Here is a 26,699-nt window from a genome sequence, read left to right as displayed (position 1 = left end):
TGAAGAATATGTTTTTGTTGTTACTAAAAAGTATAGGCTATTTCAAAGAATAAAATAAAAATTCGCTAACTTTTTCAGATTTAGAGCGTGCTCCTGAGAAGGACGATTTCAACGGAAAACTTTCAAGTCTCACACTGTACAAATATGACATCTTGGATTTAATTAAAAGAGTTCATAAACATAAATTTGAAGAAATGGAAGACGAAAGTCTAAGTCGTCTATCCATTTAATTTAGATTAATTAGAAAATCAGATTGTTTTGTGCTGTAAGCTGTAATGGGGAGTGATTATTTTTTCTCAACTACTTGCCACTTAGGAGGCCGCGTTATATCGTTTATGAATGATATGATTGGTTCCTGCCTATATTTCTGATGCGCTGACTTGGTAATGAGTTATTGAGTTGGCGTCTAAAGCAAGATAAAACATAGGGATGAAATAAATAAAAGGATTAAGGGATTAAGAGCGTGCGTTTATCTTATGGCTTGTTAGGTTTCATGATATTTAATTTGGTGGCTTGTGAAAAAATGGCATTACTGACTACGCCACCTAAAAAACAGCAATTATCTAATAGTCCACTGGCTACTCGGGCAGAGCGATATTTTTGGCGAACCCTTCATGAGGGGCGATATCAGGATATTCCTCAAGCGGATTATTTGCTGATGGCAGCTTACCTCGAGAATCCGTATGATTCGAAATTAGCGGCCCATCTTGGTTTTATTCATATTTGGAAAATTACGGAGCGGGAAAGAGTAAAAAATAACTCTCCCTTGCTTCCCAATGAAATTATTTTGTCTAAAAAATACTTTGCTGATGCTCTGCAACTGGATCCGGAAAACCCAATTTATCAAGGATTTTATGGCGATACCCAATTAGTAGAAGGGCAGATTTTTAAAGACAAACAAGAAGAAGTCAGGGGATACTTTACTTTACAGAAAGCGATAAGCAATTGGCCTGAATTTAATTATTTTACTGCAGGGTACCCCATGAGTAGTTTAAGTGCTGATTCGGATCATTTTAAAAAGGGTTTGGATTGGCAATGGAAAACTTTGGATATCTGTGCTGGTGAGAAGATTAGTAGACAGAATCCTGATTTTACGCCTTATATGAAGAGGGAAACAACAATAGGTGCCCAAAGAGCCTGTTGGAATTCAGAAATTGCGCCTCATAATTTTGAAGGTTTTTTTATGAATATGGGGGATATGTTAGTTAAATCAGGAGATCCCGAAACAGGGATAAAAATATACAGCAATGCCAAATTGACTAAAAATTACAATAAATGGCCGTATAAAGACATGTTAGAGAAACGTATTCTGAATGCGAAAGCCAATGTGCAACATTTTAATCAAAAATCCAATGACCCCAACCAGTCGATTATGTTTAATTCGGGATATGGATGCGTGGTTTGTCATCAACGGTAAGTACCATCTGATTATTCTATATCAGGTGAGTTGTTAAATTAGTATGAATGTTAGATTTCAGTTTAAAACCCTCTGCTTGTGTTTTTGCAAAGCGGAAAGGATAAAAGCGAAGAAAAGTGTTATAGTTTTAATTTATTTGGCAAAGAATTTAAAAAGAATATGGAAAAAATTACTATTTATCATAATCCTCGATGCTCAAAATCTAGACAAGGATTGGAAATACTGCAAAACAAAGGTTTTGAACCCATTATCATTGAATATCTTAAAACTCCTCTTGATCTGGAACAGTTGAAAAGATTACGGACTCACCTGGCTCTTGAAGATTTGGTGCGCACGAATGAAAATGTTTTTAAAGAATTGGGTTTGTCTCTGGCTAATGAGTCGCAAGTTTTAGAAGCTATGGTAAAAGAACCTATATTAATGCAACGCCCAATTGTCACATTTAAAGGTAAGGCTGCTATCGGGCGCCCGCCAGAGAAAATCCTGGAGCTGTTTGATTAGTCTTTATTGTACGATAATATAAATTTAATCCTGATACCATGACTAATCTCACTGTCATGGTAAGGAATAAAAGCATTTGCAAAACTTCAGAGAGAATAGCTTTTTAATTGTGATGCAAATTGCCTTAACACAAGCAGTCCGGATTCTTCGGCCTGGCTACACCATTTTTGTATTAAATTAAGAAGATCCTTATTGGATAGGGACGTTTTTAGCCATATCTGCTGTAATAATTCGCGGTAATTATGAACCGCTTGCAAGTTGTCATGTTGCTTAAGTAATGTTTTCAATCGCAACTGATCAGCATGGGATAGCTGTTCGTTCGGTTTCTTGAGTAAATGACGAGCATTCTTTAAATCCCTATTTTTTATGCGGTATTGCATATCACGCAGAGTAGGAAATATAACCAGCTTGTAATAATCAGATATCACTTGAAAGCGATTGCCAAGGATAGCTTTTACCGAATCTACATCTATATGAGATTTATTCTTGTCAATGATCAGTTTTGGGGGTAATTTTTTTACTTTGGCAAGCTTTAAAAAAGATAAACAACTTATGTAAAACCAACCCAAATCAAATTCCCACCATTTAATGGAAAATTTGGCTGAGGAGGCGAAGGTATGATGATTATTATGCAATTCTTCACCAGCAATCAATAAACCCCAGGGAAAAACATTGGTTGAAGAATCTGACGATTCATGATTGCGATAACCCCAATAATGCCCTATTCCATTGACCACGCCAGCAACAAGAGGTATCCACATCATTTGGATTGCCCAAAGGGTAATTCCAGGAATTCCAAACAAGAAAAGATTAAGTATGAGCATTAAAAATATGCCTTTGTTCGCATGGGGAGAGTATAATTTGCTCTCTATCCAGTCGTTGGGGGTACCATAGGAGTATTTTTTAATCATGTCTTTATCTTTAGAGGCTTCTCGGTATAACTCTGGAACTTGCCAAAATACTTTTCTTATATTAAATACCTGAGGGCTATGCGGATCCCCTTCCATGTCAGTATTGGCATGATGTTTCCGATGAATCGCAACCCATTCCGCTGTGGTCATACCGGTCGTTAACCAAAGCCAGAAGCGGAAAAAATGGCTGACAAGAGGATGCAGAGTTAATGCGCGGTGTGTCTGGTAGCGATGCAGGTAAATGGTAACAGCAGTGGTGGTGATGTGAGTCAGGACAAAACCGGTCAAAAGATATCCCCATAAAGTCATATTTAAAAAACCAAACATCATTTCTCCTCTTTGGTGCCTAAAATTGTGTAATTGGCAAAGCGATATGTAAGAATATCTTTATATTCACTAAGTATATATTATTTATTTTTATCTTAGTGGCATTTAAAAAGCTAATTATTTACGCGATCTTATTAAAAGCGGTCCTGGATTTTCTGCTGATATTGCCTTTATATCCCGCTTTTGGCGGCGCAAATTTTTGAATTTTGGCTGAGACTAAATCTGAAAAGTTATGCAAAAACTCAAAATCCTTAATTTTAATGCGCTCCAGTTTTTGATTGATTAATTTTTCTATAGACAGCAGCAGCTTGATTTCTTCTGTGCTGACCAAGGATACAGCCAATCCAGAGGCGCCTGCCCGTCCTGTTCGTCCGATCCGATGAACGTAGTCCTCAGGCACATGAGGCAGGTCAAAATTCACTACACAGGCAAGTTTGTCGATGTCTATGCCACGTGCTGCGATGTCTGTTGCAATTAATGTTTGTACTTTGCCTGACTTGAAATCAGCCAAGGCTTTTGTTCGTTGAGCCTGTGATTTGTTGCCATGAATAGCAACCGAATATATTTGGGATTCGGCCAGTTGCTTAACTAGTTTATTGGCTCCATGTTTGGTTCGAGAAAAAACCAAAGTTTGTCCCCAGTTATTCTTATGAAGTAAATGACTCAGAAGGGCTAACTTATGGTTTCTATCTACTGAATAAACAGTTTGTTTTATAGTTTTTACCGCGGTATTTCTTGGTGCAATATCAATTTCAACCGCTTTATTCAGTATATTTCTGGCTAAAGTACGTACCTCAGGAGTAAAGGTTGCTGAAAAAAGCAGGTTCTGTCTTTTTAAAGGTAATAATTTGATAATTTTTTTTATATCATGAATAAACCCCATATCCAGCATTCTATCCGCCTCATCGAGTACCAGGGTGTCAATCTCATCAAATTTAACAGCACCTTGCTGATATAAATCCAATAATCTTCCTGGTGTTGCAACCAGTATCTCAAGGCCTGAGTCTAATTGTTTAATTTGGTTGCGGCTTTTTACTCCTCCGTAAATCACAGCCGAGCGCAGTGTTAGGTATTTGCCATATTGGATTATGCTCTCGTGGACCTGGATGGCTAATTCTCGTGTGGGCGTTAAAATTAGTACTTTAACTCGATTACGGCTGGTTTGAGTTTGCTGACAGGCTTTTTGTAAGATAGGCAATACAAAGCTTGCTGTTTTTCCTGTTCCTGTTTGAGCGGAACCAAGTAAATCATGCCCATTTAAAATGAGCGGGATGGCTTTTAATTGAATACTGGTAGGGGTAGTGTAGCCTAACTCACTAACTGCCCTGTTTAGCGGCTCAATCAGCGCTAATTGTTTAAAACTCATTGTTTTCCTTATTGATATCTATTGGTATTGTGGGCTCTGAGTTTAATCACTCATTATTTTGTGGGGAAAATGAGGCATTAATTAGAGGGGAAAAATAGGAATTTTCAAAGGTTTTTTGAAAGAATTCATGCAATATTTGGAGCTATTATAACAGTTATTTGTAAGTATGTCTTGTTTATTTTGCTTAGTTAAGGAGTGAGCCATTTATTTTCTTGTGTTTTATCTATCCCATATGCAAAAATAACAACCATAGTATTTGGTGATAATAGTCAGCATGAAAGCGAAAGGTTTTTTTGATGAGCAATCTTCCCTGAAGAAGGGTAAAATTGGGTTGAATTCAGTATGGATGTTCTCACTTGGTCATATTTTTCTAATAACGCTCAGTAATGTTCTGGTTCAATATCCATTTGCTATGATGGGATTTCACACGACCTGGGGGGCGTTCACTTATCCAGCAATTTTTATTTTAACTGATTTGACAACAAGGATAGCAACCGCTAATAAGGCGCGGAAAATTATTATGCTGAGTATGACCCCAGGATTAATATTGTCCTATCTTGTTGCGAGCTATATTGAGGCAGGCAATAATTTGCATGAGAACGGTCTATCTGTTTTACACCTCATGCCATTACGTATCGCCCTGGCTTGTTTTATAGCCTACGTTGTTGGGCAATTGCTGGATGTGGCAGTTTTCCAACGCTATAGAAATCGGCCTGCCTGGTGGCTGGCCCCAACTCTATCGGCGGTTGCAGGCAATTTCATAGATACGGCATTATTTTTTACCATCGCGTTTTATCACTGCTCCAATCCATTTTTAAGTCAGAATTGGCCTGAAATTGCGATGGTCGATGTCTTTTTTAAAATCATGATTAGTTTAATTGCTTTTGTTCCGGTTTATGGTCTGGTTTTAAGTATTCTTGGTATAAAAACTACCAATAAATTAATGGCATAAAGGTATCTTGACACCATTTTCAAAATAAGGATTGATGATGCTGACTGGTTTAAGGTTGCTTGCAAAAGACCTCAAGATTTTAAATGGCAAATACATTCAGCTAGAACCCATTACCAGCCAGCACCGTGAGGAGTTGCGAAAAGCAGCAAATCATGAACAAATTTGGCAATACATGCCGCAAAAGGCAACGGGCAAGTTATTTAATTCCTGGTTTGATGATTGTCTTGAGAAAATGTCTATAAGAGACCAAATTACTTATGCAGTGCGTTGTAAAAAAGAAGGGTATCTGAAAGGAGCTACTTCATTTTACGATATTCAACCAGAAAACAAACGGCTGGCTTTAGGCTATAGTTGGTACATTCCTAAAGTATGGGGAACAACGGCAAACCCGGAATCAAAATTACTCATGTTGCATCAGGCGTTTGATGCCTGGGGGATTAATCGAGTAGAACTGGGTACAGATTCTCGTAATATTCATTCCTATCGTGCTATCAAAAAGCTGGGTGCGACGGAGGAAGGGGTGTTGCGCCAACATATGATTCTTCATAATCAGGTGATAACGGATACTATTATGTTTAGTATTCTTTTCTCGGAGTGGCCAGCGGTAAAAGAGCGATTAATACAGAGATTGAACTATGCTGCAACCGATAAAGACCACTTGGCTGTCTCGATATAGTAATCCCTTGTTCTCTGGGTTAAACAGCTCAACTCATGAAATAATCAGATACACAATAAAATAGAATGAAAAAAGATTGGTATTTTTCTTTAATTGAGTGAATATTTGGTTCTACCTGCGAGAAAGGAGTGCTCAATGTACAACAAAATGTTTAAGCCTCTGAATACTGATCCGATTTTATATTTCAAAATGTACAGTAATTATACTGAGGGAAGGGTTGATGATTGTTGTGCATTTATTTTAATGCCCAGTGGGTTACAAAGAGATTGGGTTTGTTTGCAATCGATTCAATTTGCTTTTAATAAGTATGGTGACGTCATTGGGATTAACATTATTTTTTCTGGAAATGAGTCAAATATCCACAAAAAAGTTCGAGAAACGATGGAAGGGATGCTCAAGCTGAAGCTTCAATATGGAAAAGGGGAAGAGCTTTTCGTATTTGATGAAGAAAAGAAAACATTTCATCTGGGGATGGTGCCTGGTAAGGATACACAGGCGTATTTGGAGGGCATTATCGCTTTTATTAAGGATAGTTATCGCTTGCAACCGGACTTTGCCCAAGACATCAAGTCACAACTTCTTAATAAGGAATATCTGGCACAGGAATATAATCGTTTGCGATGGAAGCCACCAGAGAAAGAATCTGTTTGTGTGCTCATGTAGTAAGGAGCTCAATGCTTCTATCCAAAAGGCATTACAAAATAATCACCAGATTCACCTCGCTATGGTAAATATTGAATCCGCACAGGGGCAATTGCAGCAAGTCCAGTTAAGTTGGTTGCCTAATCTCACAGGGCTTGCAGGTTACACCCAGTTTCCCGTTTTAGGTAATCCGGGGACTACGGCAATTGCATATCCTGCCTACATCATTAATTTGCCTCTATTTGCTCAGGATGATGTGAGTAAAGCTCAATATAAGGCAATCTATATCAAATACATTACTACTATTCGTAAGGCCTTGCGTGATGTTGCTAATGACTTGTCTGCCTATTCAACTTCCAGCCAGCAATTAAATAATAATTTATCGGCTTTAAGCGATGAAAAACAGCAATGCCATTTGGCAGAAGTTCGTTATCTTCACGGAATTGATGGCTATTTAAATTTAATAAAATGCCAAATCCTGTTAGACGAATTTAAGTTGGTGATAAACCAGAATAAGCTGGAAAAACTGCTATCCATAGTCACTTTATATCAGGATTTAGGAGGTGGTTACCGTGGGCATTGTTCAGCAAAAGACCTTCCGTACCTTGCGCTTATCCCTGACGTGTATTTTTCTTTTTCTAATTACCTGGTACTACCAAGCCCCAGAAAGCGCATGGACTTTAGTGACCATATGGTTTGTCATGTATGAATATTCCACCGTTGGTGTCGTACTGACAAAAAGCTTTTTGCGCTTTGCAGGCACGGCTTTGAGTGCTATTTATGGAATGATAGTTGTCCATTTTTTTGCCAATAGCCCGTTGATTAACATCATGGCTTTAGTACCTGGTCTGTTTCTTTATACCTATTTTTCATGGGGGGAGATAAAACGTATATTGGTACCATTGGGGCTGTAACGCTTACTATTGTATTGCTGAATTATAACGACATACCTCTTGGGAAGGGGTCAATAGAAATGAGGATGAAAGAGACACATGAGTGACAAACTCAAAGCTGGATTTCCTGCAATTATTTTATTATGCGTGTTTCTATTCATTCTGATTTATCATTACTCGTATTTATTTCCTTTTACAAACAATGCATTTGTTGTTGCGAATGTTCGTCCAGTCGCTGCCAATGTAAAAGGTTATATCACCAATATTTATGTTAAAAATGAACAGGAAGTAAAAAAAGGCCAACGATTATTTACCGTAATTGCAGTGATGAAGAATGCCAAAATCGATTTGGATGAAACTACAGTTTATGCCAAACAAAATATGGCAGTTCAGGATATGTTTGTTGCATTGGGAACCCCCATCAAGATCAGAAAGCCAGTCTTTGCCATAGCAGATACCGATACTTTGTTTATCCAGGCTAATTTCAACGAAACGGATTTAAGAAGGTTACAGCCAGGGAATAAAGTCTCTATTTTCCCGTGAATGTATTTTGGATCTAAAATTTATCATGGAGTGATTCTTTCCAGAAACTGGGCTGCAAGCCGCCTGGAAACCCATCGGGCAAGGCAAATACAAATTGTTCGCAATAGCGAAAGCAACTGGTTTTTATTGCCTCAACGCCTGCCAGTACAAATTCAAATAACAGACTATGACCCGGCGCATTACCCGTTAAGTATAGGCGTCAGTGCCTATGTGTATATCGATACTCATTAAAATCATGGAAGGTGTTGAAATCAAGAGTGCGATATATTCTGTTTTTTTCTATTTCCTAGTGTTAATTTTTAGCTAGTAATTTGACTGTGAGCATTTTTTAGACCAGCCTTAATTTAATAAATTAAATAAAAATTGATCAAAACGTGAGTTTCATAGTTTAATGACAAGGAGGTCATATGAAAATTCCATTTGAAGGGAAATGGCGTGCGACCATTATCTAAAACATTATTTGAAACCCAAAAAGTTAAAATGGATTGTCCTGAATTGCCCATTCCAGGGACGATCGTCAACCAATTAGTCCCCGGGAATTGGAAGATATAACTCATTATCCTAATGTGGCTTCAAGTATCAATTTTGAGCTGGTAGTCACAATGGATTCTGGCATTGCCTCTTCGCCAGCGCGTCGTACGAATACAAGGGCTGCTGTCATTAATCCTAAACGGTGCCGTTGTGATCGTTATCACCCTGTTGCCATTCTTACGCCAACGACGCAGGATCGTGCTTTTCCAGTTGTTTTGCGTGAGCCAGTCTTTGCGCAAAAAAACCAGATTTTTCAAGATTTGCTAACCGTAGTGAAGCAACGAGATGATGAAAAGTTGCTGGAGCGGGTGTTTGTTCTGGTTCGTTATGGCCGGTATATATACCGGCACATTACGTGTAAATAACATTCCAGCTGGTCCATGGAAACATTTTTTCTATGTTCAAACAGTTAACATCGCAACAAGTGATATGAAGCCGCTGCTGGCAGCGCAAATTATTGGCGGTTTACCTGTTTCCCAAAATGCTAAAGCGGATCTGGGTATAGCCTGTGGCCCACTCACTTGGGAAGATGGTGAGTTTGATATTGAGTTGATATAGAGTGTACAGCAAGGCGGATTCATATTGGCCAATAGCCATGGAATAATGTGAGTTGAATTGATAAGTAATACCTTAGAATCAAATTATTTTCATCAGCTATAAAATAGTGCTATGCTTTTGCGGCCAAAATGGTACGAAGACTATTAAGTCACATTAGATGCGTTTTATTTTGAAAGGAATATTCTATGTTTGGTTTTTTTAGTGATTACAAACAATACATCACTCTGAGAAATTTTGCTGTCGTTTATAACGGGCTTACAGGCTTGGCAGTATTGTATAGCTTATGGAGTAATCCTGAGGCTGAACCCTCTGAATACGTCATTGATATCTCTATTCACGCGCTGACTGCTATCACTTTAATGTGTAAACAAGCCCCCGAATCGGTTAAAGCAGTTGCTATGGCGTTAAATACGTATAGGGGATTTGATGCTTTGTTTAAGGCTATCACCTCGCTTCCTTCAACAATTCCGGGTGTTGCAAATGCTATTGATGTCTTTAATCACCGGTTTAATTTTAAGGAGCTTGAAAAACTCGGCAATGAAGAAACTGCAGAAACCAGATCAGCAGTTCAGCATACCATGTAAAGTCTGGATCGTCTTTTCCGGTAGAAGATGGATTTATCAGCCATTTTCTATCGGGTTCTCTTACGCCAATTTCATGCTAAACAGTTTATTGGCCGTAATCCACCAGAAAATTTTTCACAGCTAACCAATCAATATAAGCTTTCTTTTTATCCGAGGGGTTGCGCAAAAGATAGGCAGGGTGATAGCTTACGATAAAAGGGGTATTGTCATAGTAGTGAATATGATTACGCAGCTGCTTCAGAGGAAGTGGTTTATCAAGTAAGAATTGTCCGGCGAAACGTCCTAAAGCAAGGATTAAGTGCGGTTTAATGAGCTTAATTTGGCGGGTCAGGAATGAGCTGCATTGAGAAATTTCCTCAAGCGCTGGATCACGGTTATTGGGAGGACGGCATTTCAAAACATTGGCAATGTAGACGTCATTCTCTGTCATTTCAATACTGCGTATCATCTTGTTTAATAAAAAACCAGCCTTCCCCACAAAAGGTTGTCCTTTCTGATCCTCGTAAAAACCAGGCGCTTCACCGATAATCATCAGTTTTGCTTTTGGATTCCCGCGAGAAAAAACAGTTTGGGTGCGTGTTTTATGGAGGGAACAACGTACACAGGATGCCACCTCATCCGCTAAAGTCGCTAAATGCTTTTCACAAGAAGGATTGGACTTACGCATCACCCAGACTTCAATCCCCATAGTCTGCAGGTAGTAATTGTTCAATACATCTGGCATAAAAAACTCATGATATTAATAAAATCCGGATTATAGATTAGACTTACCTTTTGTAGTTTGGTACTTACGCATCTCCAATCTCTTTGTTAAAGACATTATTTGCCTTGGCCTTGGAGTTTTTTGCTTAAGTCCTATAGTTAATCTATTGTATCAGTCCTATTTTAAAGAAAGAAACTTAAAAAAACATCATATACTCGCTACCTGTAAGAAATAGGGAGTTGAGGGGGTGAAGAATATTGAACAGAGACTGGAAAGAATATGAATAGCCAAAAGGATTTAAAACAATTAGATATTAAGCAAGTGATTGCCTGGGCATTCTATGATTTTGCCAATTCTTCCTATTTTGTAGTGATATTTACGTTTGTCTTTGCAACCTATTTCACAAGCTACATTGCCCCCAATACTATCCTGGGAACCGAATTGTGGGGGTATACGATTTCGGTTTCTGCGTTAATCATTGCCCTGGTGAGCCCTATCGTTGGTGCAATAGCTGATTTCAGTGGGCATCATAAATCCTGGCTGTTCGTTTTTACCTATTTGGGTGTTATTTCAACAGGTTGCTTGTGGTTTGCCTATCCTGACAGCCATTCTATTCCCTTGGTTTTAACTTGTATTTTGATTAGCAATTTTGCATTGGAAGTAGGAGCTGTATTTTATAATTCCTTTTTGGCAAATTTGGCCCCGGAAAACTATCTGGGGCGGATTTCTGGCTGGGCTTGGGGTTGTGGTTATCTGGGAGGATTGCTGTGCCTGATTCTATCCTTATTTGTTTTTGTGAAAGGTGAACTTGGTGGATTATGGTTTGGAACAGAGAATTTTGCCAATATTCGTGCTGTTACTGTATTTGTGGCTTTGTGGATTAGTTTGTTCAGTTTGCCTTTGTTTTTAATGGTGCAACAGAAAACAGGAGAGCATTTGACAGTGGGTAGTGCGATTAGGAAAGGTCTGCAAGAATTGCGGTTAACAATAAAAAGCCTGCCTAAACAACGTGATCTGTTCTTATTTTTAATAGCCAGAATTTTTTATATCGATGGCTTGAATTCTATATTGGCACTAGGCGGTATTTATGCGGCTGGCAACTTTCACTTGAGTGTTAGCGATATTATGGTGTTTGGAATCATTTTAAATATTACTGCAGGTCTTGGCGCCGGATTATTCGCCTGGTTTGATGATTGGATTGGATCTAAAAAAACTATTCTAATTGCTTTAGCGTGCCTGACACTCACTTTTTGTTTTCTGTTAACCATCCACTCAAATACGTTATTTTGGGTTTTTGCACCGGTGTTTGGTATTTTTGTTGGTCCTGTTCAGGCTGCCAGTCGTACTTTCTTGGCTCGTTTGGCAAAACCCGAAGAAATGACGCGAATGTATGGTTTTTACTCTTTTTCTGGTAAGGCAACCAGTTTTTTAGGACCTTTCCTGGTTAGTACAACTACTGCTTTCGCTGACAGTCAGCGTTTGGGGATGGCTGTTCTTATTCCTTTTTTTATCATCGGAGGCGGACTATTATTATTGGTTCATGAAAATGAATAAGAAAAATTCCGGTAAGACTGATTTTCCCTGTTTTGAAGCTCAGTATGAGTTTGAAAAACAGAATTCGACTCTTTGTTTTTACAAGTTATTTCTTATGATAAACTTTGTTCTAATATGAAAATTATTATATCAATATTGTTTGCTTTCATTAGCGCCTCTGGGCATGCGTTTTCTTGCTATGATCCACAGACCATCATTCAAAAACCCATTCAGTTTGATGAAAAACGGATTGCCTTAACTCGGGAATATCAACGAACTCATTATGGTATTGATTCCGAGTCGATAGAAATTGAGCCTAAAATGATTGTATTGCATTGGACTTGTATACCAAGCCTTGATACTACTTTCCGCATATTTGATCCACCCGCTTTACCGACCAGTTCGCCAAGACGAAATGAATTGCCCGGGGATTTAAATGTATCAAGCCATTTTTTAGTCGATCGGGATGGAACTATTTATCAACTGATGCCAGAAACATGGATGGCAAGGCATGTGATTGGCTTGAATCATTACGCGATTGGTATTGAAAATATTGGCGGTGTTGATAGTAAAGACGATTTGACTGAGGAGCAAGCCAAGGCAAATGCTTTTCTTGTGTGCTATCTTAAGAACAAATACCCGCAAATAAAATACCTTATTGGTCATAATGAGTATTTGCAGTTCAAGAGAACGGCTTTGTGGTTGGAGAAGGATCCAAATTATCAAACCGATAAAACAGATCCTGGCACAACATTTGTTAAAAAAGTAAAACAATTAGTCCTTGCGTCATAAGTAAAAGTATAGGCGCTTATGCAGGTAATGTCTGTTGGGATTTCTGTTTAGCTGTTAATTGTTATTTTTGGATTGCCCTATAGTTTTTAAATAAAAATCGGGCTTTGGATAATGTTGATATTCAAACGTTGTAAACATTCCTGCATTTAAATGATACAAATTATGGCAGTGGTTAGCCCAGATACCAGGGTTTAGTGCATCAAACTGTACTTTCACTGTCGAATGCGGTTGCACTAACAGGGTATCACGCACAGCCCCGTTCAATGGCTGGCCATCAATTTCAGTCACTTGAAAGACATGCCCATGGAAATGCATGGGATGCGACATGGAGGATTTATTTGCATAGATCATTTCAACACGATCACCGAAATGGATTACTTTGGGCGTGACATTTGGCCAGCTTTCATTATTGATGGTCCAAATATAACCGTTCATTTGACCATCAAGCACATAGTGCAAACGAGCATTTATTTTTTTACTGGCTAAAATGTTTTTTCCTTTTAACTTTTTTTCCAATTTATAGTAATTGACTCGTCCCATTTTATTATTGGTATTGGGCGATAGTGTTGGGGTAGGTGTATTGTCTGTTTTTAGAATTAAACCGGTTTGTTTGTTTGTTCCTTCTGCCAGGGCTTTAATAGGGAATGCTCCGCCTGCAGAAGGAATCTCAACAAGCAAATCCATACGATTACCAACGCCAATAGGAAAAGAACTATCCACAATAGGCTCAATGTTTTCACCATCAACAGCAATCAAAGTGGCTGATAGTTTCTCTGTATCAATTTTAAAATTGGTGGAAGAAGACGCATTGATGATTCGTAATCTTACTTTTTTTAAGGGTTGAACTGAAATAACATCGGGTGCAGCCAATGTTTTTTTGTTGGCGAGAAATGCATCGTAGGTCACGTCATTCAAATCATTACCAGCATCCATTTTCTTCATGTCCATTTTAGCATTTCTTAACTGGTCAAATATTAACTGGGGATCCTTGTAAGTAAAATCCTCTAAAAACAGGATGACTTCTTGTAAGTCTTTATGCGGGTCATCCTTGTCATAAATAATCAAAGGGGCAGAAAGTTGCTTTTGCTCTTGAAATTTTTGATGCGAGTGCATCCAATAGGTTCCGGCTTGCAATAATCTGTAGTTAAATAATTTATTTTGCCCTGGCTGAATCAGGATTTGACTCACGTCAGGCACTCCATCCTGATCGCTTGGGACAATTAATCCATGCCAATGAAGAGTTATTGGTGACGCACTTTTATTTTCAACTAAAACATGAAACATATCTCCTTTATTGGCAAAGTACCCTTTGTTGTCTTTTGTGCCGTCCGGATGGGTAAAAGTGAGTTTAAATTCCTTTGTTTTTTCTCCTTTACCATCGACCTGGAATTTTTCCTCACTGACGGTTATGACCGTCGGTTTACGTTTACTATCTGCTGCATAAGAGGGCTTAAAAGGAGTTATCATGAGAGTTGCTATCATGATAACAAAAGATATTTGACTCAAAGTCCGCACTGTAATTTTATTGATTAGAATTTTTTTCCAATGGACTTCGGTGAGAGGAGTAAGTCGATAAAAGTCTGTTGTATTGGTCATTTTGATGGTCTTTCCATGTACATGATAGTTCTATTATTTTTATCAGTTAATAACGCAGTAAGCAAATCGCTGATTTTAGGGATTATTAGGATTAATTTTGAGAATCAGTCGCGCAATTGCAAATAATTCTCGTTTGTATTATTGTTCTCATTTACTGGAATTACACCATGTCTTCAAGTTGCAATGATTCATGAAGGATGAGTGATTCGGCGTTTTTTATAGGGAAAATAATGAAAAGAATTTTTTTAACATCGATGATTGGGATAGTTTTAAATTCTGCATACGCTTTTGAGCAAATGGGGAGATGCGGAGCTCATACCTGGCATGAAGTAACCTCGAAATCGGGTTCGTGGAAAATCACTTTAAAAATGATCAGTCAGAATGGTCAATTTGTTGAACCCTCGTGTGCAGAAATAACTGAAACAGGATTGGCTCAGAATAACCCTTTGAGCTATGGCCTTAAATTCAGCAAAGACGCAGATTTTAACCTGGCATATACTTTAACGGCTGTAAGTAAAGAACAGGGTTTTCAATCAAAAGCCTGTGTGTTTGTTATCACGGCTAATGGGCCTGCGCAACCGGATATTCAGGCGCTTAGTTATCATGGGGCTGAATGTATGTGGCATGTAGTCAAAGGGGTAGGAGAAAATTTTAGTGTCGGTTAGTTCTATGAATTGGCCTAAAACCACTTCTTTTTTCTGAAAATTAAAAACAATAGCAGAGCACACAGCACGATCAAGCCAAGTGCCCCAAAGTAGCCATATTTCCAGCCTAATTCCGGCATCCAATAGAAATTCATCCCATAAATTCCGGTAATTAAACTTAAAGGCAAGAAAATGGCAGCGAAGGCAGTTAATACTTTCATGGTTTCATTCATGTTTTGCATCAACTGATTGTCGATTTGTCCTAATAAGCCATTTAACATATCGCGAAGAGAGTCTATTTCATTGACAATAAGGTGGCAGTGATTCGATAAATTATATAAAGAGGTTCGACACTGCTCTGAGATGACTAAAATATTTCGGCTAGTGATACGCATTAATATTTCTCTTATTGCTATGGTGTAACGCTTCACTTTCATTACGCCATGCTTTAATTCCAAAACTTGCGAATACGTGTTTTTATTGGGGGTGCGAACTTGCGCGTCCAATTGATCGGCCAATTCTTCATAGGCCAAATGAATCTTGGCATAATCGTTAATTACTCCTTCTAGGAGCAAAAATAACAAAAAACAGGGTGTTTTAGCATAGGGCAAGGATTTTGGGCAGCTTTTTAACAGATCAAACAAAACTGAAGAAAGTGTTTTAGAGGCAGTAAAGCAATAATTGGGTGTGAGATGAATAATCAAATTGCTAAAATCAGCATTATAATTATCATTCAACTTCATTGAACACAAACCTTGAATTTGCAATGTGAGTGCTTCATCGATCTCTATGGTTGTGGATCTATTGTCTTTTTCTCCACACAATTGAATCACTTGCTCGGGTAATCGTAATTTCTCTCGCAATTTTTTAAAGATATTTTTTTGGTTTAAATTGCTATGTATCCAATAAATTTTATCTTTATCCTGATGATCGATATTTAAATCATCAATCGCAATTTTTTGCATACTATGATTTTTTAAATCAAATTCAACGGCGATTGAATCAAACGAATGCATTTGAATGCTCATCCTTATTCGATTAATTTCCTCATATAGTTTAAGGATAGGAGACTTAAATGATATTGACAAACTCTTTTTTTATAGCCTGGGTTTTCCAATAGATTGTGAGTGTCTCGTGGAGAGCTAGCCTCTTGTTTGATTTTTGTTTTAATTCTATCCCTATATAATTCCGATTATGTTTTGAAAAATTAAAAGCGGATTTACTCAAAGAGCAACTTATTTTTTTATAGTGCCATTTGTATTTGCTTTCAACACATCCTGCCAGATGTCATGTTAAAGATCCTTCAAGACAGATTAAAAGTTGGTGAATCAAAACGAATCCTCTATACTTTTAAAAACTCTTATTATCAAGAAGATAAGCATTATGTATGATGATCTATGGAAGCCTTATGCATCTACCGACCTACCCTCTTTAAAATTGGGCGGCATTGTTTTAAATGGTCAGTTACTCTCTGAAACGCCTATTCACCTAGTGTTAAAGGCTTTCAATCGACATGGTTTAATTGCGGGAGCAACTGGAACAGGTAAAACGAAAACCATGCAGGTATTAGCAGAGCAATTATCCCTAAATGGAGTCCCCAGTTTAGTGATGGACATCAAGGGGGATATTTCTGGCCTGGCTATGCCAGGTGAAACTTCGACTAAATTACTGGACAGAGGTCAGCAGCTGCATATAGATTTTACTCCGCGAGGTTTCCCGGTAGAGTTATTGACTCTGACTCCAGAAGACCCCGGTGTTCCATTACGTGCGAGAATTGATGATTTTGGTCCCCTGCTTTTTTCGCTGATGCTGGATCTGAATGATACTCAAGCAGGAGTCGTGACTGTATTATTTGAGTATGCCAAGGCGAATCAACTGAATTTGGTTAATTTGGATGATTTTAAATCTTTGCTCCAATTTGCTCAAACGGATAGAGGCAACCAGCTGATTGCCGACCAATATGGCGGAGTTGCTTCCACATCCATTGGGACTATTGTCCGTAAAATCATCGAACTCGAGTCTCAGGGAGGGAAACAGTTTTTTGGTGAACCTTCCTTTGTAATTCAGGATTTGCTGAGAACGGATGCAAATGGTTATGGTGTCATTTCCATACTAAGATTATTAAACATGCAGGACAAACCTAAACTATTCTCCAGTTTTATGCTGAAGCTATTGTCTGATGTTTATCGCCAAATGCCGGAATTAGGTGATCCGGACAAACCACGATTGGTTCTCTTTATCGATGAGGCGCATTTAATATTTAATTATTCCAGCAAAGCATTGCTTAATTTAATAGAAACAATAGTTAAGCTAATTCGATCCAAAGGAATCGGTTTGATATTTTGCACTCAAACGCCTAATGATATCCCTGAGATTGTTTTAAGCCAATTGGGGTTAAAAATCCAACACTCATTACGTGCTTTTACTGCAAAAGATCGAAAAGCCTTAAAGTTAGTATCGCAGAATTTTCCAGTATCCAGTTACTATAATACTGAGCAACTACTCACTACTTTAAGTATAGGGGAAGCTTTAGTGAGTGCATTGGATGCCAAGGGTCAACCGACACCTTTAGTTCATGCGATGATTAGAGCACCTGAATCACGTATGGGGCCTTTAAGCAATGAGGAGTTAAAGGTTTTACTGGATGAATCATTCCTTTTTGGCAAATATTCTCAAATGATAGACGCGCCTTCTGCGAAAGAGAAATTGGCTGAGCTAATCTCTGAGCAACAAGTTGCAAAACAACAGACCAGTCAGAAAGAAAACAATTCCTCGGTGTTGAATAGTTTAAGTAAAAACACCTTATTCCGACAAGTGGTACGTCAAGTTTTTAGGGAACTCACCAGAGCGATTTTGTCTTTGTTTAAGAGTAAAAGGAACTAGGCCAGTTGTCTTCCATATTAAATTTTTAACTTATACCGTGCATGGTCAAAATAAAACCAATATAATCGATAAGGATATACATGATAAACATCACAGGAACCTACACTGATCAATATCAATTGGCTATGGCTCAAGTGTGTTTTTTAAAAGGGCAGCATGAGCGTATAGCGGCATTCGATTATTTTTTTCGTGTTCTTCCTTTTAAAGGAGGTTATGCGATTTTTGCGGGTTTGGAGGATTTACTGGATGTTCTCGAACAACTTCGCTTTGAACAACAAGATATAGAGTTTTTACAACATCAGAATATGCATCCTGACTTTATTCACTATTTGCAACAGTTTAAGTTCAATGGCACAGTGTATACGTCGCTAGAGGGAGATGTTGTATTTCCTACGCGGCCAGTGGTTATTATCGAAGCCAATTTGATTGAAGCACAAATCATAGAAACATTATTATTAAATATTCTTAATTTTCAGACACTTATTGCGACAAAAGCCAGACGCATCAGACAGGTTGCGGGAGAACGGATTTTAATTGATTTTGGACTAAGGAGAGCACAGGGTGCTGGAGGGTATTTTGCAAGCCGTGCAGCCATAGTTGGTGGCTTTGATTCGACAAGCAATGTCAGAGTAGGGCGTGATTATTCAGTTCCTGTATCGGGTACTATGGCTCATTCCTTTATCCAAAGTTACGATAGCGAGATACAAGCTTTTTCTGATTATGCTGAAGCTTGGCCGGAGAATTGCATCTTGTTAGTAGATACTTATAATACGTTGCAAAGTGGTGTTCCTAATGCAATCAAAATAGCTAAGGAAATGGAGAATAGAGGACATAGACTCAAAGGCATTCGTCTGGATAGTGGTGATTTGGCATGGTTAGCTAAGAGGGCTCGCCACATGTTAGATGAGGCTGGTTTAAACTATGTGGCTATTACAGCTTCCAATCAACTCGATGAATATGTCATCAAGAATTTGTTAGAGCAGGATGCACCTATTGATGCTTTTGGTGTGGGGACCAATCTGGCGATTGGTGCCCCGGATGCGGCTCTTGATGGGGTTTATAAATTAGCGTTTATAAATGGTCAACCTAGGATTAAATTATCGGATACCCCTGCCAAGATCACTATTCCTTATCAAAAGCAAGTCTACAGGGTGTTCGAAAGAGATGGGACATATCGAGGTGCGGATGTTGTCTGTCTCAAAACGGAAAAAAAAATTGATATGATGCATCATCCTTTTGAAATTCTAAAATCGCTTTCGATTAAGCACTATAAAAAAGAAGCATTACTGCATAAAGTGATGGAAAACGGAAAACGGTTACTGCCTAAAAAATCACTTGGAGAAATAGCCAGGTTTAGCCAGCAATGTTTTGATCGATTGCCTTTGGAATACAAGCGTTTTATTAATCCTCATATCTATAAAGTGGGTTTAAGTACCGAGCTTAAAATGAAAAGAGATCAACTGATAGCTGAACACTCAAGCTAATTTTATGAAGACTTTAATCATCCTCGACGTTCAAAATGATTTCATGCCAGGCAGCTCACTGGGGGTAACGAATGGTGATGCGATTGTTCCCGTTATTAACAGCATTTTGCATTGTTTTGATCTGATTGTTGCTTCGCAGGATTGGCATCCCTCTAATCATATCAGTTTCGCCTCCAATCATACTGGCAGGAAACCTTTTGAAAAAATCAAGCTGGGGAATTTAGAACAAACTTTATGGCCAGATCATTGTGTTCAGGGTAGTATTGGAGCGCAATTTCATGCGCAATTAAATACTAATCCTATTGAAGCTATTTTTCGAAAAGGTACAGACCCCAATATAGATAGCTACAGTGGTTTTTATGACAATTTGCATAAAAAAACCACAGGACTTGCCGGTTATCTGCACGAAAAAGGCGCGAGAGAACTTTATTTTTGTGGTTTGTGTGCTGATATTTGTGTTTATTTTACAATTAAGGATGCCCTCAGCCAAGGATTTGATTGCTATTTAATTGAGGATGCAACTCAAGCGCTTGTGAAGGATGATTTCATAAGAATAAAAAAAGAATTGATAAAACAAGGCACTCACATAATTAATAGTTCAAATTTGCTTAATAATTTACAATAAGAAGATCTGTAAATTTGTAGCTTTGAGCTCACTAATTGATGATGGAGCTCGCGGTCGAAGGAAACCCGGCGTATTTTTAAGGCCCTCTACCATAAGGTTTCGTAATAATTTCAAGAAGGTGGCCATTGGGATCATTAAAATATAATCCTCGACCCCCATCATTATAATTCATTTGACCTAATCGGGTTTGTCCCGGATCAGCCCAATAATCCATTTTAAGTTCGCAAATTCGTTTAAAAATATCATCAAATTCAGCTTCTGTTACTAAAAAGGCATAATGTTGAGGGCTAATTTCTTTATCTGTTTTACAGAAATCAAGGCTCACATGGTTGCTCATTTCAACGACCATAAATGGGCCATATGGAATTGCTTCAGGCAACCCCAAAATTTCTGTAAGGAAGTGAGCTGATTTGTCGCGATCTTTTACCCATAGGATAGTATGATTCAATTGTATACTCATCATAATTCCTTGTTCCTGTCGATAGAAGAAATTATTTCATTACTTTTTATGAAAGAAAAGAATAGCCACATCATTAAAATGCATAGAATGATGTAGATGGTTGGTAATAAATATTGTGACATTGGAAGTAGGCTTAATACCAAAATAACCACTGTAACCAATCCCATATTGATGAAGTTCATAACCGCAGAGCCATGGGCCTTATCGGAGGTATGATTCATAGCAAATGTCGAGGCATTTGCAAAAATGAAAGATAGTCCCAAATATATGAATATCATGGGAAAAAATAGCTTGATAAGCGCTGAATGATGGGTCAATGCTGCCATCATCATTGCCAGTGCGGCAAACCCTGAGATTGAAATGCCCAATTGGATTCCTGCACGCTGCGAGTATTTTTTTGCAAATTGAGCAGACAGAATTGAACCGAGGGCCAGGCCTAAGGAGGGTGATATATTGGCAGCGCCATACTCTGTTGTACTCATTCCTAGCAAATTGATGGCAATAAATGGTCCTGTCGCTGCAAAGATATAGACAAAACAGGATGCGCCACCCATTAGCGCCCCACCAGAGATTAATGGCTTGTTCTTAAATTGACATACATATCCCTGGAGCAGATGCTTCATTTGCAACGCTTCGAGTTGAAGATTTTTTTGTGTTTCGGGAAGTTGTCTGACCATAGCAAGCAGAATGCAACCATAAATAGCACCTGCATAAAAGCAACTTTCCCAACCGTAATGGCAGTTTAAAATGCCGCCAAGTGCAACACTCAAACCGGGTGCTATCGCAAAAGCCAGCATCAGATAGGAAGTTTTTTGTACGGCTAATTGGCGCTCATAGCATTCATTAACCAAAGTAAAAGTCATCTTCAGTCCTACACCTGATCCTAAGGCTAATAGAAATCGTCCTAAAACAAGCAACGGGTACATGGAAGTCATTCCGGCCAATACACATAGAAGACTGCTGATAATTTGCAAGCCAATACCTATATAAAGTGTTTTTTTTCTTCCATAGCGATTCGCTATAGGGCCATAAATAAGTTGCCCTATGGTATAACCAACCAAAAAACTGGTGATTGTCTGCTGTGCGGCATGTTCTGTGATCCCGAAAAATGCAGTAATGTTGGGCAATGCCGATGTAAATAAGACTGCATTCACGGAAGCAAAAGAAATTAACAACAATAAAGTCACGAAAGAAAGTTTGGTTTTTGGATACATGATGAGAATAATTTTAACGATTAACAGTTAAGACCAGTATAATTATTGACAAAATAATTAACAATATCATAATTAATTAACATTTATTAACTATATTGCAATAATAAAATCGAAATCATGGGTAAATTTGATCAAGTGACTTACTTTATTGCTGTTGTTGAAGAGCATGGTTTTGCAGCAGCCGCAAGAAAATTTGGCGTATCTACAGCCGCTGTTAGCAGGCAGATCGCACGTCTTGAAGCGGAGCTAAAAGCAGTGCTGTTGGTGAGAACAACTAGAAAATTATCATTAACTGACATCGGGGCTCGCTATTATCAGCAATGCAAAAAGACTCTTTTGGAGTTGAATGAAGCAGAAATAGCGATTGCTAATAGTCGAAGTGAGGCGGTGGGCATATTAAATGTTACGAGCAGCCGTTATTTTGCTATGAGATTTCTTCTCCCTTATTTACCAGAATTCATGGAGTTAAATCCAAAATTGCAGATTAAAATTGAATTGGCGGAAAGATTTCCTGATTTAGCTCAGGAAAACGTTGATGTGCTTTTTGGTGTTTCTATGGAGGGCCCACCTGAACTGGTGCGCAAACGAGTTTCTACAACACGGTATGTGCTTTGCGCATCGCCGGATTATCTCGCAAAAAATGGTATTCCCAAAACACCTTTTGAACTTGGGAAGCACCGTTATATCACTCACAGCATGCGAAAGCCTGATAATTTGGTTACATTTAAAGACAATGAGCAGATTTATGTTGAACCTGTGTTATGGCTCAATGATAGTCGTGCTTTGTGTGAGTGCGCCTTACTTGGGATGGGAATTATCAAATTACATGAATACATAGCGGCTGAAGAATTGCAAGATGGACGCCTCATTGAGATTTTGTCTGAATTCCAAGAGTCCAGTTTATCGGTGTACCTTTATTATCAGGCAAGCCGATATTTACAGCCTAAGATACGAAGATTTATTGATTTTTTTACAAAATAACAATAAAAGCAAGTATTTTGTGTCATTCTAGCAGATCTGAGTTCAAATCAAAAAAGTTCGGAGTGCGTGCTTTTTTTAGAGAGCGATGTCAGGTTATGCAAGGCCTCATTGTGTCGCAAATTAGGTGTGTCTGTTAATAAATTCTTCAGGTTGCTTTGTTAGAATAACAACAGTTAGAAACATTATTAACTAGAGAAAAATGTTTTTAAAACTTGAAAAATATAATCCCATACTTTGCACAGCAATTTTAGAAACATATGGTAATAACCCTAAAGTTCTAATTTTCTGATTGTATAAGTGTAATAAAACATGATAAAATGTGCACAATTTTTACTATTTGTTTGCATATATATTAACCCTATGGGATTGCAACAGATAGTGCCACTTTGATTTATTTAATTTTTAGAAGTTAATATGCATAAAAAATACAACTACTACAGTCTTGAAAAAGAAAAAAAAACTTTCTGGCAACATGTACTGGATATTCTGAAAGCCCCATTTAGACTACCTGGTTGGATCGTTTCTTTTTTCCTGGCACGGAATATTACTCATGTGGCATTAAATCCTAATAATGTTCCACAACAACGTTTAATACATCTTACTAAAATAAGTAATCGTCCAGAGGATGATATTGTTGTTGTTAATTTCAAAAAACGGCCTCCTCACAAATGGTTTAATGACACGTTGATTAAAATTGCCAATACCATTGCAGCTCTTCCTTTTGTAACACCAAGATTACGTACAAGATTACATTACGATAATGAGAATGATATCAATCATGTGAACAAGTTGCTTGCCGAGATCGATGCGCTTATTCAGGGCAAATCAAAACAAAAGTATTGCAAAGGCAGGGTATTCGATTGGTCAAAAATTCATCTGAAGGGATTGGAGTTCCTGGACCCTAAAATGAGAGGGTATGTTTATGAACAACTGCATGAAAAATATGGTGATGTCTCATATACAACAAAACGCAAACCTAATATTGAATTTTTCACCTTAAAAACTCCTGATGGATCTGAATTGGATTCAGTGCAAGTTACAGGTGAAGATGAAGAAAAAAAACCAATGGGGGAGCGCAAGTTTATTATTACCTGTATTGCGCGGGATCAAAATTTCATCAATTGGATAAAGGATTTAAATTATACGGCAAAAAATCTGGGCGCCACAGCCATCAGTTTCAACTATAGAGGCGTGGATTACAGTCGCGGTCTTGTCTGGACAGAAAATAATCTTGTCGACGATGTTCTGGCTCAGGTGCAAAGGCTAATTAGCCTTGGTGCCGACTCTAAGAACATCTGCCTTGATGGTATGTGTATAGGTGGGGCAGTAGCAACAATTGCCGCAGCAAAACTTCATGAGAAGGGCATGAAAGTCAAGTTGAATAATGAACGCTCTTTTACTTCTCTTTCTTCTCTAGTATTTGGTTTTATTGTACCTGAATTGCAAACGGCAAATTGGTGGAGTCCTTTGACTTATGGTCGCTTCCTACTGGCCGGTGTAGTTTATGCTTTACTCACGCCTTTAATTTGGCTGGCAGGATGGCCAGTTGATGTGACCAAAGCCTGGAATAGAATACCTGCTCAGGATAAAATGTATTCTGTTGTGCGAGATAAAGACAATGGCTTGTACGATGGAGTAATTCACGATCACTTCTGTTCCATTGCGTCGTTGGTTGATTCTCAAATTAATTCTATTTTATACAAATTATCCACTGATCAGCTGCTTACTGAGGAAGAAAAACAAATTTTGTGTGATGATCAGTTTTCTCACCATTTTAAACCAAGTCAAAGTGTTTTAAAAAATCCAAAATACAAAGGCCCGCATTTTATTTCTCGACAAGATTTGGTAGCTGAGCTTGGTCATCGAGAGGAATATACCAATCATGATTATTTCCTTGACCGCTTGCGGGAAAAATTTCAATTGGATCGCGCAATACGTCCAGTAGCTTTGGCTGAAGAGAGGGAAAAGGATGTAGATGGGATTCCACTGCAACTATCTAATCATAAAGAGCGTCCCTTAATTATTGCTAGCAGTGGAGGAACAGGGCATATCTCTGCTACTCATGGCATCATTAATTACTTGCAGAGTAAAACAGATAATGTTGTCATTACGCAGCATCATGCGGAGCTCTACAAAAACAAGCCTTTCTCAATTACATCTGTTCTGATTCGTATTGGTGTTTGGTTTACCTCCCTTCCTATCCTGGAGGACATACTGAAAGGAGTTATGAGGTTTATCGGATATCCCGTTTTACCGAGCTCCTCCATCTTTTGGGATCAAATGTCTAAAATACAGCAGAGTGAAACTAAAAAAGAAAATGGAATTGAAACAGGCAGAACCCGTCCTTATGTGGACATGCTGTTGGATATATACCCAGAGGGATATGAATACACAGCATTCAATAACGCGACTCACTTGACTTCCAGTATTGAAGACATTCAAACGATGATAAGCTTCAAGGGGCATGTTGAAGAGGATAACAGGAATATAGTCTATCAAAATATATTACAACGCCTTATGCATGCGGCGAAACAGAGTACTCCTTACACAAGATTAATTTCCACACAGGCCCTTTCTTTGGGAGCTATTTGCGATGCCGTTAAATACTACAATACGGTATTTTTGCCTGTATACAATGCTGAAAGAGGAACCTCCTATCAGCCTATTACCATTGATCAGTATATGACCGATTTACCTTCATTGGGTTGTATTCATTTTATGAATAATTTGGAGGAGCTCACATCAGAGCAAAGGCAATTGATGGAGATACATGCAGTAAATATGAGTGAACCATTTAAAGAGGCGCATTTTGGTAAAGAACAAGGCTTTAAAGCGGTTCATAATATTGATCCGCGTAATAACCCAATGATTCGTAATACCTTTAAAGACCCTTCATTGACAAAATATCTGGATAAGTGCCAGTCATTTGATTTGCACTTTAATGTTTATAAAAAGGAAAAACAAAATGCACTGCCAGTACTGAATGGTAAAGAAACAATTACAATCAAACCGCATGCTAAAATTGCTTCCATCATGATAGGTTCTCTGGCAGCAAATTCTTCCGCTGATTATGCGAAATATTTATTGAATCAAGGTTATGATCATATTTTTCTTTTCGGCGGACTTAATGATTCCATTGCCAAACTCATCGATCAGATCATCAACTCTTACCCTGCCTCCAGGCGTGATGAGATACGTAAAAAAATTATTCTCCTCGGGAATCAATCTGATGTTGAAATGGCACCGATAATGACCCGGAGTAACTGTGTGGTTATCCGTGGGGGTGGTTTAAGTGTCATGGAACAAATGGCTATGCCTATTATGGACGATAAAATTGTATTATTACATCATGAAGATAATGAAGATGGCCTTTTAACATCCGGCCTCAGTTGGGAGGATGGTAATGCCGATAAATTAATCGAGTATCTGTCTGAAAAAGGGACTTATGCTAAAAAAACATCGCCTGGTTTGTGTTCCGGTCATCTTCATGAGGCAGAAAAGAGTTTCGAAAAGAAATATCATGCGCAACGGAAATCGACAGAAACCAAGAAAAAAGTAGATTTAACCATTCCTCAACAAGAGACGTATTCTTTGAAAAAAGAGTGGGATAGAAAAACGGGATATACTGAATCCGGACATATATTATCCCATCAGCATAGATTTTTTAACACAATACCTGAAGTAAGAGAGCCATTTTGCTCCAAGGAAGACGCACACCACCATGAGGTCTCTAGTCAAAGTTTGGTTAGTGTAAGCGCTGGTTGAGGAAATGTGCCTCTAATCATCGAAGCTCGTTTGATTCAGGACAGTACTAGTTTGTGATTGCAATAAGTACGGATTGATGCAATTCCAAAAGGCGGAATTGCATTTTTTGCCCACAGAT

Annotated in this window: 24 protein-coding genes and 2 pseudogenes; 19 read left to right on the top strand and 7 right to left on the bottom strand. The window is 38.2% G+C overall.

Translation table 11 applies throughout. From position 1 onward, the window contains the following. Positions 1-463: 463 nt before the first annotated feature. Together OQI99_RS10620 and arsC are read left to right on the top strand one after the other, a co-directional pair. Entirely contained in the window at positions 464-1,417 is a 954-nt protein-coding gene (locus OQI99_RS10620) for a hypothetical protein (protein WP_265731890.1), read from the top strand. Positions 1,418-1,576: 159 nt separating this feature from the next. Further along, complete coding sequence (gene arsC, locus OQI99_RS10615; RefSeq protein WP_265731889.1) at positions 1,577-1,918, top strand: arsenate reductase (glutaredoxin); 342 nt, start codon at positions 1,577-1,579, stop codon at positions 1,916-1,918. 86 nt (positions 1,919-2,004) lie between these two features. On the opposite strand, the gene OQI99_RS10610 is transcribed toward arsC, so the two are convergent. Together OQI99_RS10610 and OQI99_RS10605 are read right to left on the bottom strand one after the other, a co-directional pair. Next, the gene (locus OQI99_RS10610) at positions 2,005-3,159 is read right to left on the bottom strand and encodes a fatty acid desaturase (RefSeq protein ID WP_265731888.1); all 1,155 of its coding nucleotides are present in this window, start codon (positions 3,157-3,159) and stop codon (positions 2,005-2,007) included. Positions 3,160-3,277: 118 nt separating this feature from the next. Next, positions 3,278-4,522, bottom strand: coding sequence for a DEAD/DEAH box helicase (locus OQI99_RS10605; protein WP_265731887.1), 1,245 nt, complete (start codon positions 4,520-4,522; stop codon positions 3,278-3,280). 274 nt (positions 4,523-4,796) lie between these two features. Here OQI99_RS10605 and OQI99_RS10600 point away from each other — a divergent pair, with 274 nt between their 5' ends. The 9 genes and pseudogenes from OQI99_RS10600 to OQI99_RS10560 all read left to right on the top strand — a co-directional run bounded on the left by OQI99_RS10600 (position 4,797) and on the right by OQI99_RS10560 (position 9,901). Further along, positions 4,797-5,474 (top strand): 7-cyano-7-deazaguanine/7-aminomethyl-7-deazaguanine transporter, encoded by a 678-nt coding sequence (locus OQI99_RS10600; RefSeq protein WP_265731886.1) that lies wholly within the window; start codon positions 4,797-4,799, stop codon positions 5,472-5,474. A 37-nt stretch (positions 5,475-5,511) separates the two neighbouring features. Next, on the top strand, positions 5,512-6,150 hold the full coding sequence (locus OQI99_RS10595; RefSeq protein ID WP_265731885.1) for a GNAT family N-acetyltransferase: 639 nt from the start codon (positions 5,512-5,514) through the stop codon (positions 6,148-6,150). A gap of 135 nt (positions 6,151-6,285) precedes the next feature. Further along, entirely contained in the window at positions 6,286-6,813 is a 528-nt protein-coding gene (locus tag OQI99_RS10590) for a hypothetical protein (RefSeq protein ID WP_265731884.1), read from the top strand. Next, positions 6,812-7,372: pseudogene (locus OQI99_RS10585) on the top strand (TolC family protein); the annotation flags it as partial. The gene OQI99_RS10590 and the pseudogene OQI99_RS10585, both read left to right, overlap by 2 nt. Beyond that, positions 7,356-7,706 carry an FUSC family protein gene (locus OQI99_RS10580; RefSeq protein WP_322783700.1) on the top strand — a complete coding sequence of 117 codons (351 nt, stop codon included), beginning with the start codon at positions 7,356-7,358 and terminating at the stop codon, positions 7,704-7,706. The pseudogene OQI99_RS10585 and the gene OQI99_RS10580, both read left to right, overlap by 17 nt. A 78-nt stretch (positions 7,707-7,784) precedes the next feature. Further along, a pseudogene (locus OQI99_RS10575) lies at positions 7,785-8,459 on the top strand (HlyD family secretion protein). Between the two features lie 335 nt (positions 8,460-8,794). Next, positions 8,795-9,124: a hypothetical protein gene (locus tag OQI99_RS10570; RefSeq protein ID WP_265731881.1), complete on the top strand. Its 330-nt coding sequence runs from the start codon at positions 8,795-8,797 to the stop codon at positions 9,122-9,124. A gap of 64 nt (positions 9,125-9,188) precedes the next feature. Further along, positions 9,189-9,317: a hypothetical protein gene (locus tag OQI99_RS10565; RefSeq protein WP_265731880.1), complete on the top strand. Its 129-nt coding sequence runs from the start codon at positions 9,189-9,191 to the stop codon at positions 9,315-9,317. A gap of 185 nt (positions 9,318-9,502) precedes the next feature. Further along, on the top strand, positions 9,503-9,901 hold the full coding sequence (locus OQI99_RS10560; protein WP_061514225.1) for a lpg0260 family Dot/Icm T4SS effector: 399 nt from the start codon (positions 9,503-9,505) through the stop codon (positions 9,899-9,901). A gap of 85 nt (positions 9,902-9,986) precedes the next feature. On the opposite strand, the gene OQI99_RS10555 is transcribed toward OQI99_RS10560, so the two are convergent. After that, a complete protein-coding gene (locus tag OQI99_RS10555) occupies positions 9,987-10,625 on the bottom strand; it encodes a uracil-DNA glycosylase (protein WP_265731879.1) in 639 nt (212 codons plus the stop codon). A gap of 258 nt (positions 10,626-10,883) precedes the next feature. Between OQI99_RS10555 and OQI99_RS10550 the strand changes: the two genes are divergently transcribed. Together OQI99_RS10550 and OQI99_RS10545 are read left to right on the top strand one after the other, a co-directional pair. Beyond that, positions 10,884-12,158, top strand: a complete 1,275-nt coding sequence (locus tag OQI99_RS10550) for an MFS transporter (protein ID WP_265731878.1) — start codon at positions 10,884-10,886, stop codon at positions 12,156-12,158. Positions 12,159-12,272: 114 nt separating this feature from the next. Further along, a complete protein-coding gene (locus OQI99_RS10545) occupies positions 12,273-12,929 on the top strand; it encodes a peptidoglycan recognition family protein (RefSeq protein WP_061514228.1) in 657 nt (218 codons plus the stop codon). A gap of 54 nt (positions 12,930-12,983) precedes the next feature. Here OQI99_RS10545 and OQI99_RS10540 read toward each other — a convergent pair whose 3' ends face one another. Next, complete coding sequence (locus OQI99_RS10540; protein WP_061514229.1) at positions 12,984-14,525, bottom strand: multicopper oxidase family protein; 1,542 nt, start codon at positions 14,523-14,525, stop codon at positions 12,984-12,986. A gap of 230 nt (positions 14,526-14,755) precedes the next feature. On the opposite strand from OQI99_RS10540, the gene OQI99_RS10535 reads away from it, so the two are divergent. Continuing rightward, entirely contained in the window at positions 14,756-15,190 is a 435-nt protein-coding gene (locus OQI99_RS10535; RefSeq protein WP_061514230.1) for a hypothetical protein, read from the top strand. 14 nt (positions 15,191-15,204) lie between these two features. Here the strand turns inward: OQI99_RS10535 and OQI99_RS10530 are convergent, their stop codons facing one another. Further along, complete coding sequence (locus OQI99_RS10530; protein WP_195911935.1) at positions 15,205-16,185, bottom strand: magnesium transporter CorA family protein; 981 nt, start codon at positions 16,183-16,185, stop codon at positions 15,205-15,207. Positions 16,186-16,552: 367 nt separating this feature from the next. On the opposite strand from OQI99_RS10530, the gene OQI99_RS10525 reads away from it, so the two are divergent. The 3 genes from OQI99_RS10525 (at position 16,553) to pncA (ending at position 20,161) form a co-directional block, all read left to right on the top strand. Beyond that, entirely contained in the window at positions 16,553-18,052 is a 1,500-nt protein-coding gene (locus tag OQI99_RS10525) for a helicase HerA-like domain-containing protein (protein ID WP_061514232.1), read from the top strand. Between the two features lie 80 nt (positions 18,053-18,132). Continuing rightward, positions 18,133-19,536, top strand: coding sequence for a nicotinate phosphoribosyltransferase (locus tag OQI99_RS10520; RefSeq protein WP_265731877.1), 1,404 nt, complete (start codon positions 18,133-18,135; stop codon positions 19,534-19,536). A gap of 4 nt (positions 19,537-19,540) precedes the next feature. Beyond that, positions 19,541-20,161, top strand: coding sequence for a bifunctional nicotinamidase/pyrazinamidase (pncA, locus tag OQI99_RS10515; protein WP_061514234.1), 621 nt, complete (start codon positions 19,541-19,543; stop codon positions 20,159-20,161). Positions 20,162-20,237: 76 nt separating this feature from the next. Here pncA and OQI99_RS10510 read toward each other — a convergent pair whose 3' ends face one another. Together OQI99_RS10510 and OQI99_RS10505 are read right to left on the bottom strand one after the other, a co-directional pair. Beyond that, positions 20,238-20,621, bottom strand: coding sequence for a VOC family protein (locus OQI99_RS10510; RefSeq protein WP_061514235.1), 384 nt, complete (start codon positions 20,619-20,621; stop codon positions 20,238-20,240). Then, positions 20,621-21,835 (bottom strand): MFS transporter, encoded by a 1,215-nt coding sequence (locus OQI99_RS10505; RefSeq protein ID WP_265731876.1) that lies wholly within the window; start codon positions 21,833-21,835, stop codon positions 20,621-20,623. The genes OQI99_RS10510 and OQI99_RS10505 overlap by 1 nt, the downstream gene beginning before the upstream one ends. Positions 21,836-21,952: 117 nt before the next feature. On the opposite strand from OQI99_RS10505, the gene OQI99_RS10500 reads away from it, so the two are divergent. After that, positions 21,953-22,816 carry a LysR family transcriptional regulator gene (locus OQI99_RS10500; RefSeq protein ID WP_061514237.1) on the top strand — a complete coding sequence of 288 codons (864 nt, stop codon included), beginning with the start codon at positions 21,953-21,955 and terminating at the stop codon, positions 22,814-22,816. Positions 22,817-23,230: 414 nt separating this feature from the next. Beyond that, positions 23,231-26,581, top strand: a complete 3,351-nt coding sequence (sdbA, locus tag OQI99_RS10495; RefSeq protein ID WP_265731875.1) for a Dot/Icm T4SS effector SdbA — start codon at positions 23,231-23,233, stop codon at positions 26,579-26,581. Positions 26,582-26,699: the final 118 nt, after the last annotated feature.

Origin of the sequence: Legionella sp. PATHC039 (assembly GCF_026191275.1) — a bacterium.
Lineage (GTDB): Bacteria > Pseudomonadota > Gammaproteobacteria > Legionellales > Legionellaceae > Legionella > Legionella pneumophila.
Note: the sequence above shows the minus strand (reverse complement) of the source record. Positions and strands in the feature narration are given on the sequence as shown.

Excerpts from the sequence above, each read along its gene's own strand:
- arsC (WP_265731889.1), top strand. The coding sequence starts at position 1,577 with ATGGAAAAAATTACTATTTATCATAATCCTCGATGCTCAAAATCTAGA.
- OQI99_RS10610 (WP_265731888.1), bottom strand. The coding sequence starts at position 3,159 with ATGATGTTTGGTTTTTTAAATATGACTTTATGGGGATATCTTTTGACC.
- OQI99_RS10605 (WP_265731887.1), bottom strand. The coding sequence starts at position 4,522 with ATGAGTTTTAAACAATTAGCGCTGATTGAGCCGCTAAACAGGGCAGTT.
- OQI99_RS10600 (WP_265731886.1), top strand. The coding sequence starts at position 4,797 with ATGAAAGCGAAAGGTTTTTTTGATGAGCAATCTTCCCTGAAGAAGGGT.
- OQI99_RS10595 (WP_265731885.1), top strand. The coding sequence starts at position 5,512 with ATGCTGACTGGTTTAAGGTTGCTTGCAAAAGACCTCAAGATTTTAAAT.
- OQI99_RS10590 (WP_265731884.1), top strand. The coding sequence starts at position 6,286 with ATGTACAACAAAATGTTTAAGCCTCTGAATACTGATCCGATTTTATAT.
- OQI99_RS10565 (WP_265731880.1), top strand. The coding sequence starts at position 9,189 with ATGAAGCCGCTGCTGGCAGCGCAAATTATTGGCGGTTTACCTGTTTCC.
- OQI99_RS10560 (WP_061514225.1), top strand. The coding sequence starts at position 9,503 with ATGTTTGGTTTTTTTAGTGATTACAAACAATACATCACTCTGAGAAAT.
- OQI99_RS10555 (WP_265731879.1), bottom strand. The coding sequence starts at position 10,625 with ATGCCAGATGTATTGAACAATTACTACCTGCAGACTATGGGGATTGAA.
- OQI99_RS10550 (WP_265731878.1), top strand. The coding sequence starts at position 10,884 with ATGAATAGCCAAAAGGATTTAAAACAATTAGATATTAAGCAAGTGATT.
- OQI99_RS10545 (WP_061514228.1), top strand. The coding sequence starts at position 12,273 with ATGAAAATTATTATATCAATATTGTTTGCTTTCATTAGCGCCTCTGGG.
- OQI99_RS10540 (WP_061514229.1), bottom strand. The coding sequence starts at position 14,525 with ATGACCAATACAACAGACTTTTATCGACTTACTCCTCTCACCGAAGTC.
- OQI99_RS10535 (WP_061514230.1), top strand. The coding sequence starts at position 14,756 with ATGAAAAGAATTTTTTTAACATCGATGATTGGGATAGTTTTAAATTCT.
- OQI99_RS10530 (WP_195911935.1), bottom strand. The coding sequence starts at position 16,185 with ATGCATTCGTTTGATTCAATCGCCGTTGAATTTGATTTAAAAAATCAT.
- OQI99_RS10525 (WP_061514232.1), top strand. The coding sequence starts at position 16,553 with ATGTATGATGATCTATGGAAGCCTTATGCATCTACCGACCTACCCTCT.
- OQI99_RS10520 (WP_265731877.1), top strand. The coding sequence starts at position 18,133 with ATGATAAACATCACAGGAACCTACACTGATCAATATCAATTGGCTATG.
- pncA (WP_061514234.1), top strand. The coding sequence starts at position 19,541 with ATGAAGACTTTAATCATCCTCGACGTTCAAAATGATTTCATGCCAGGC.
- OQI99_RS10510 (WP_061514235.1), bottom strand. The coding sequence starts at position 20,621 with ATGAGTATACAATTGAATCATACTATCCTATGGGTAAAAGATCGCGAC.
- OQI99_RS10505 (WP_265731876.1), bottom strand. The coding sequence starts at position 21,835 with ATGTATCCAAAAACCAAACTTTCTTTCGTGACTTTATTGTTGTTAATT.
- OQI99_RS10500 (WP_061514237.1), top strand. The coding sequence starts at position 21,953 with ATGGGTAAATTTGATCAAGTGACTTACTTTATTGCTGTTGTTGAAGAG.
- sdbA (WP_265731875.1), top strand. The coding sequence starts at position 23,231 with ATGCATAAAAAATACAACTACTACAGTCTTGAAAAAGAAAAAAAAACT.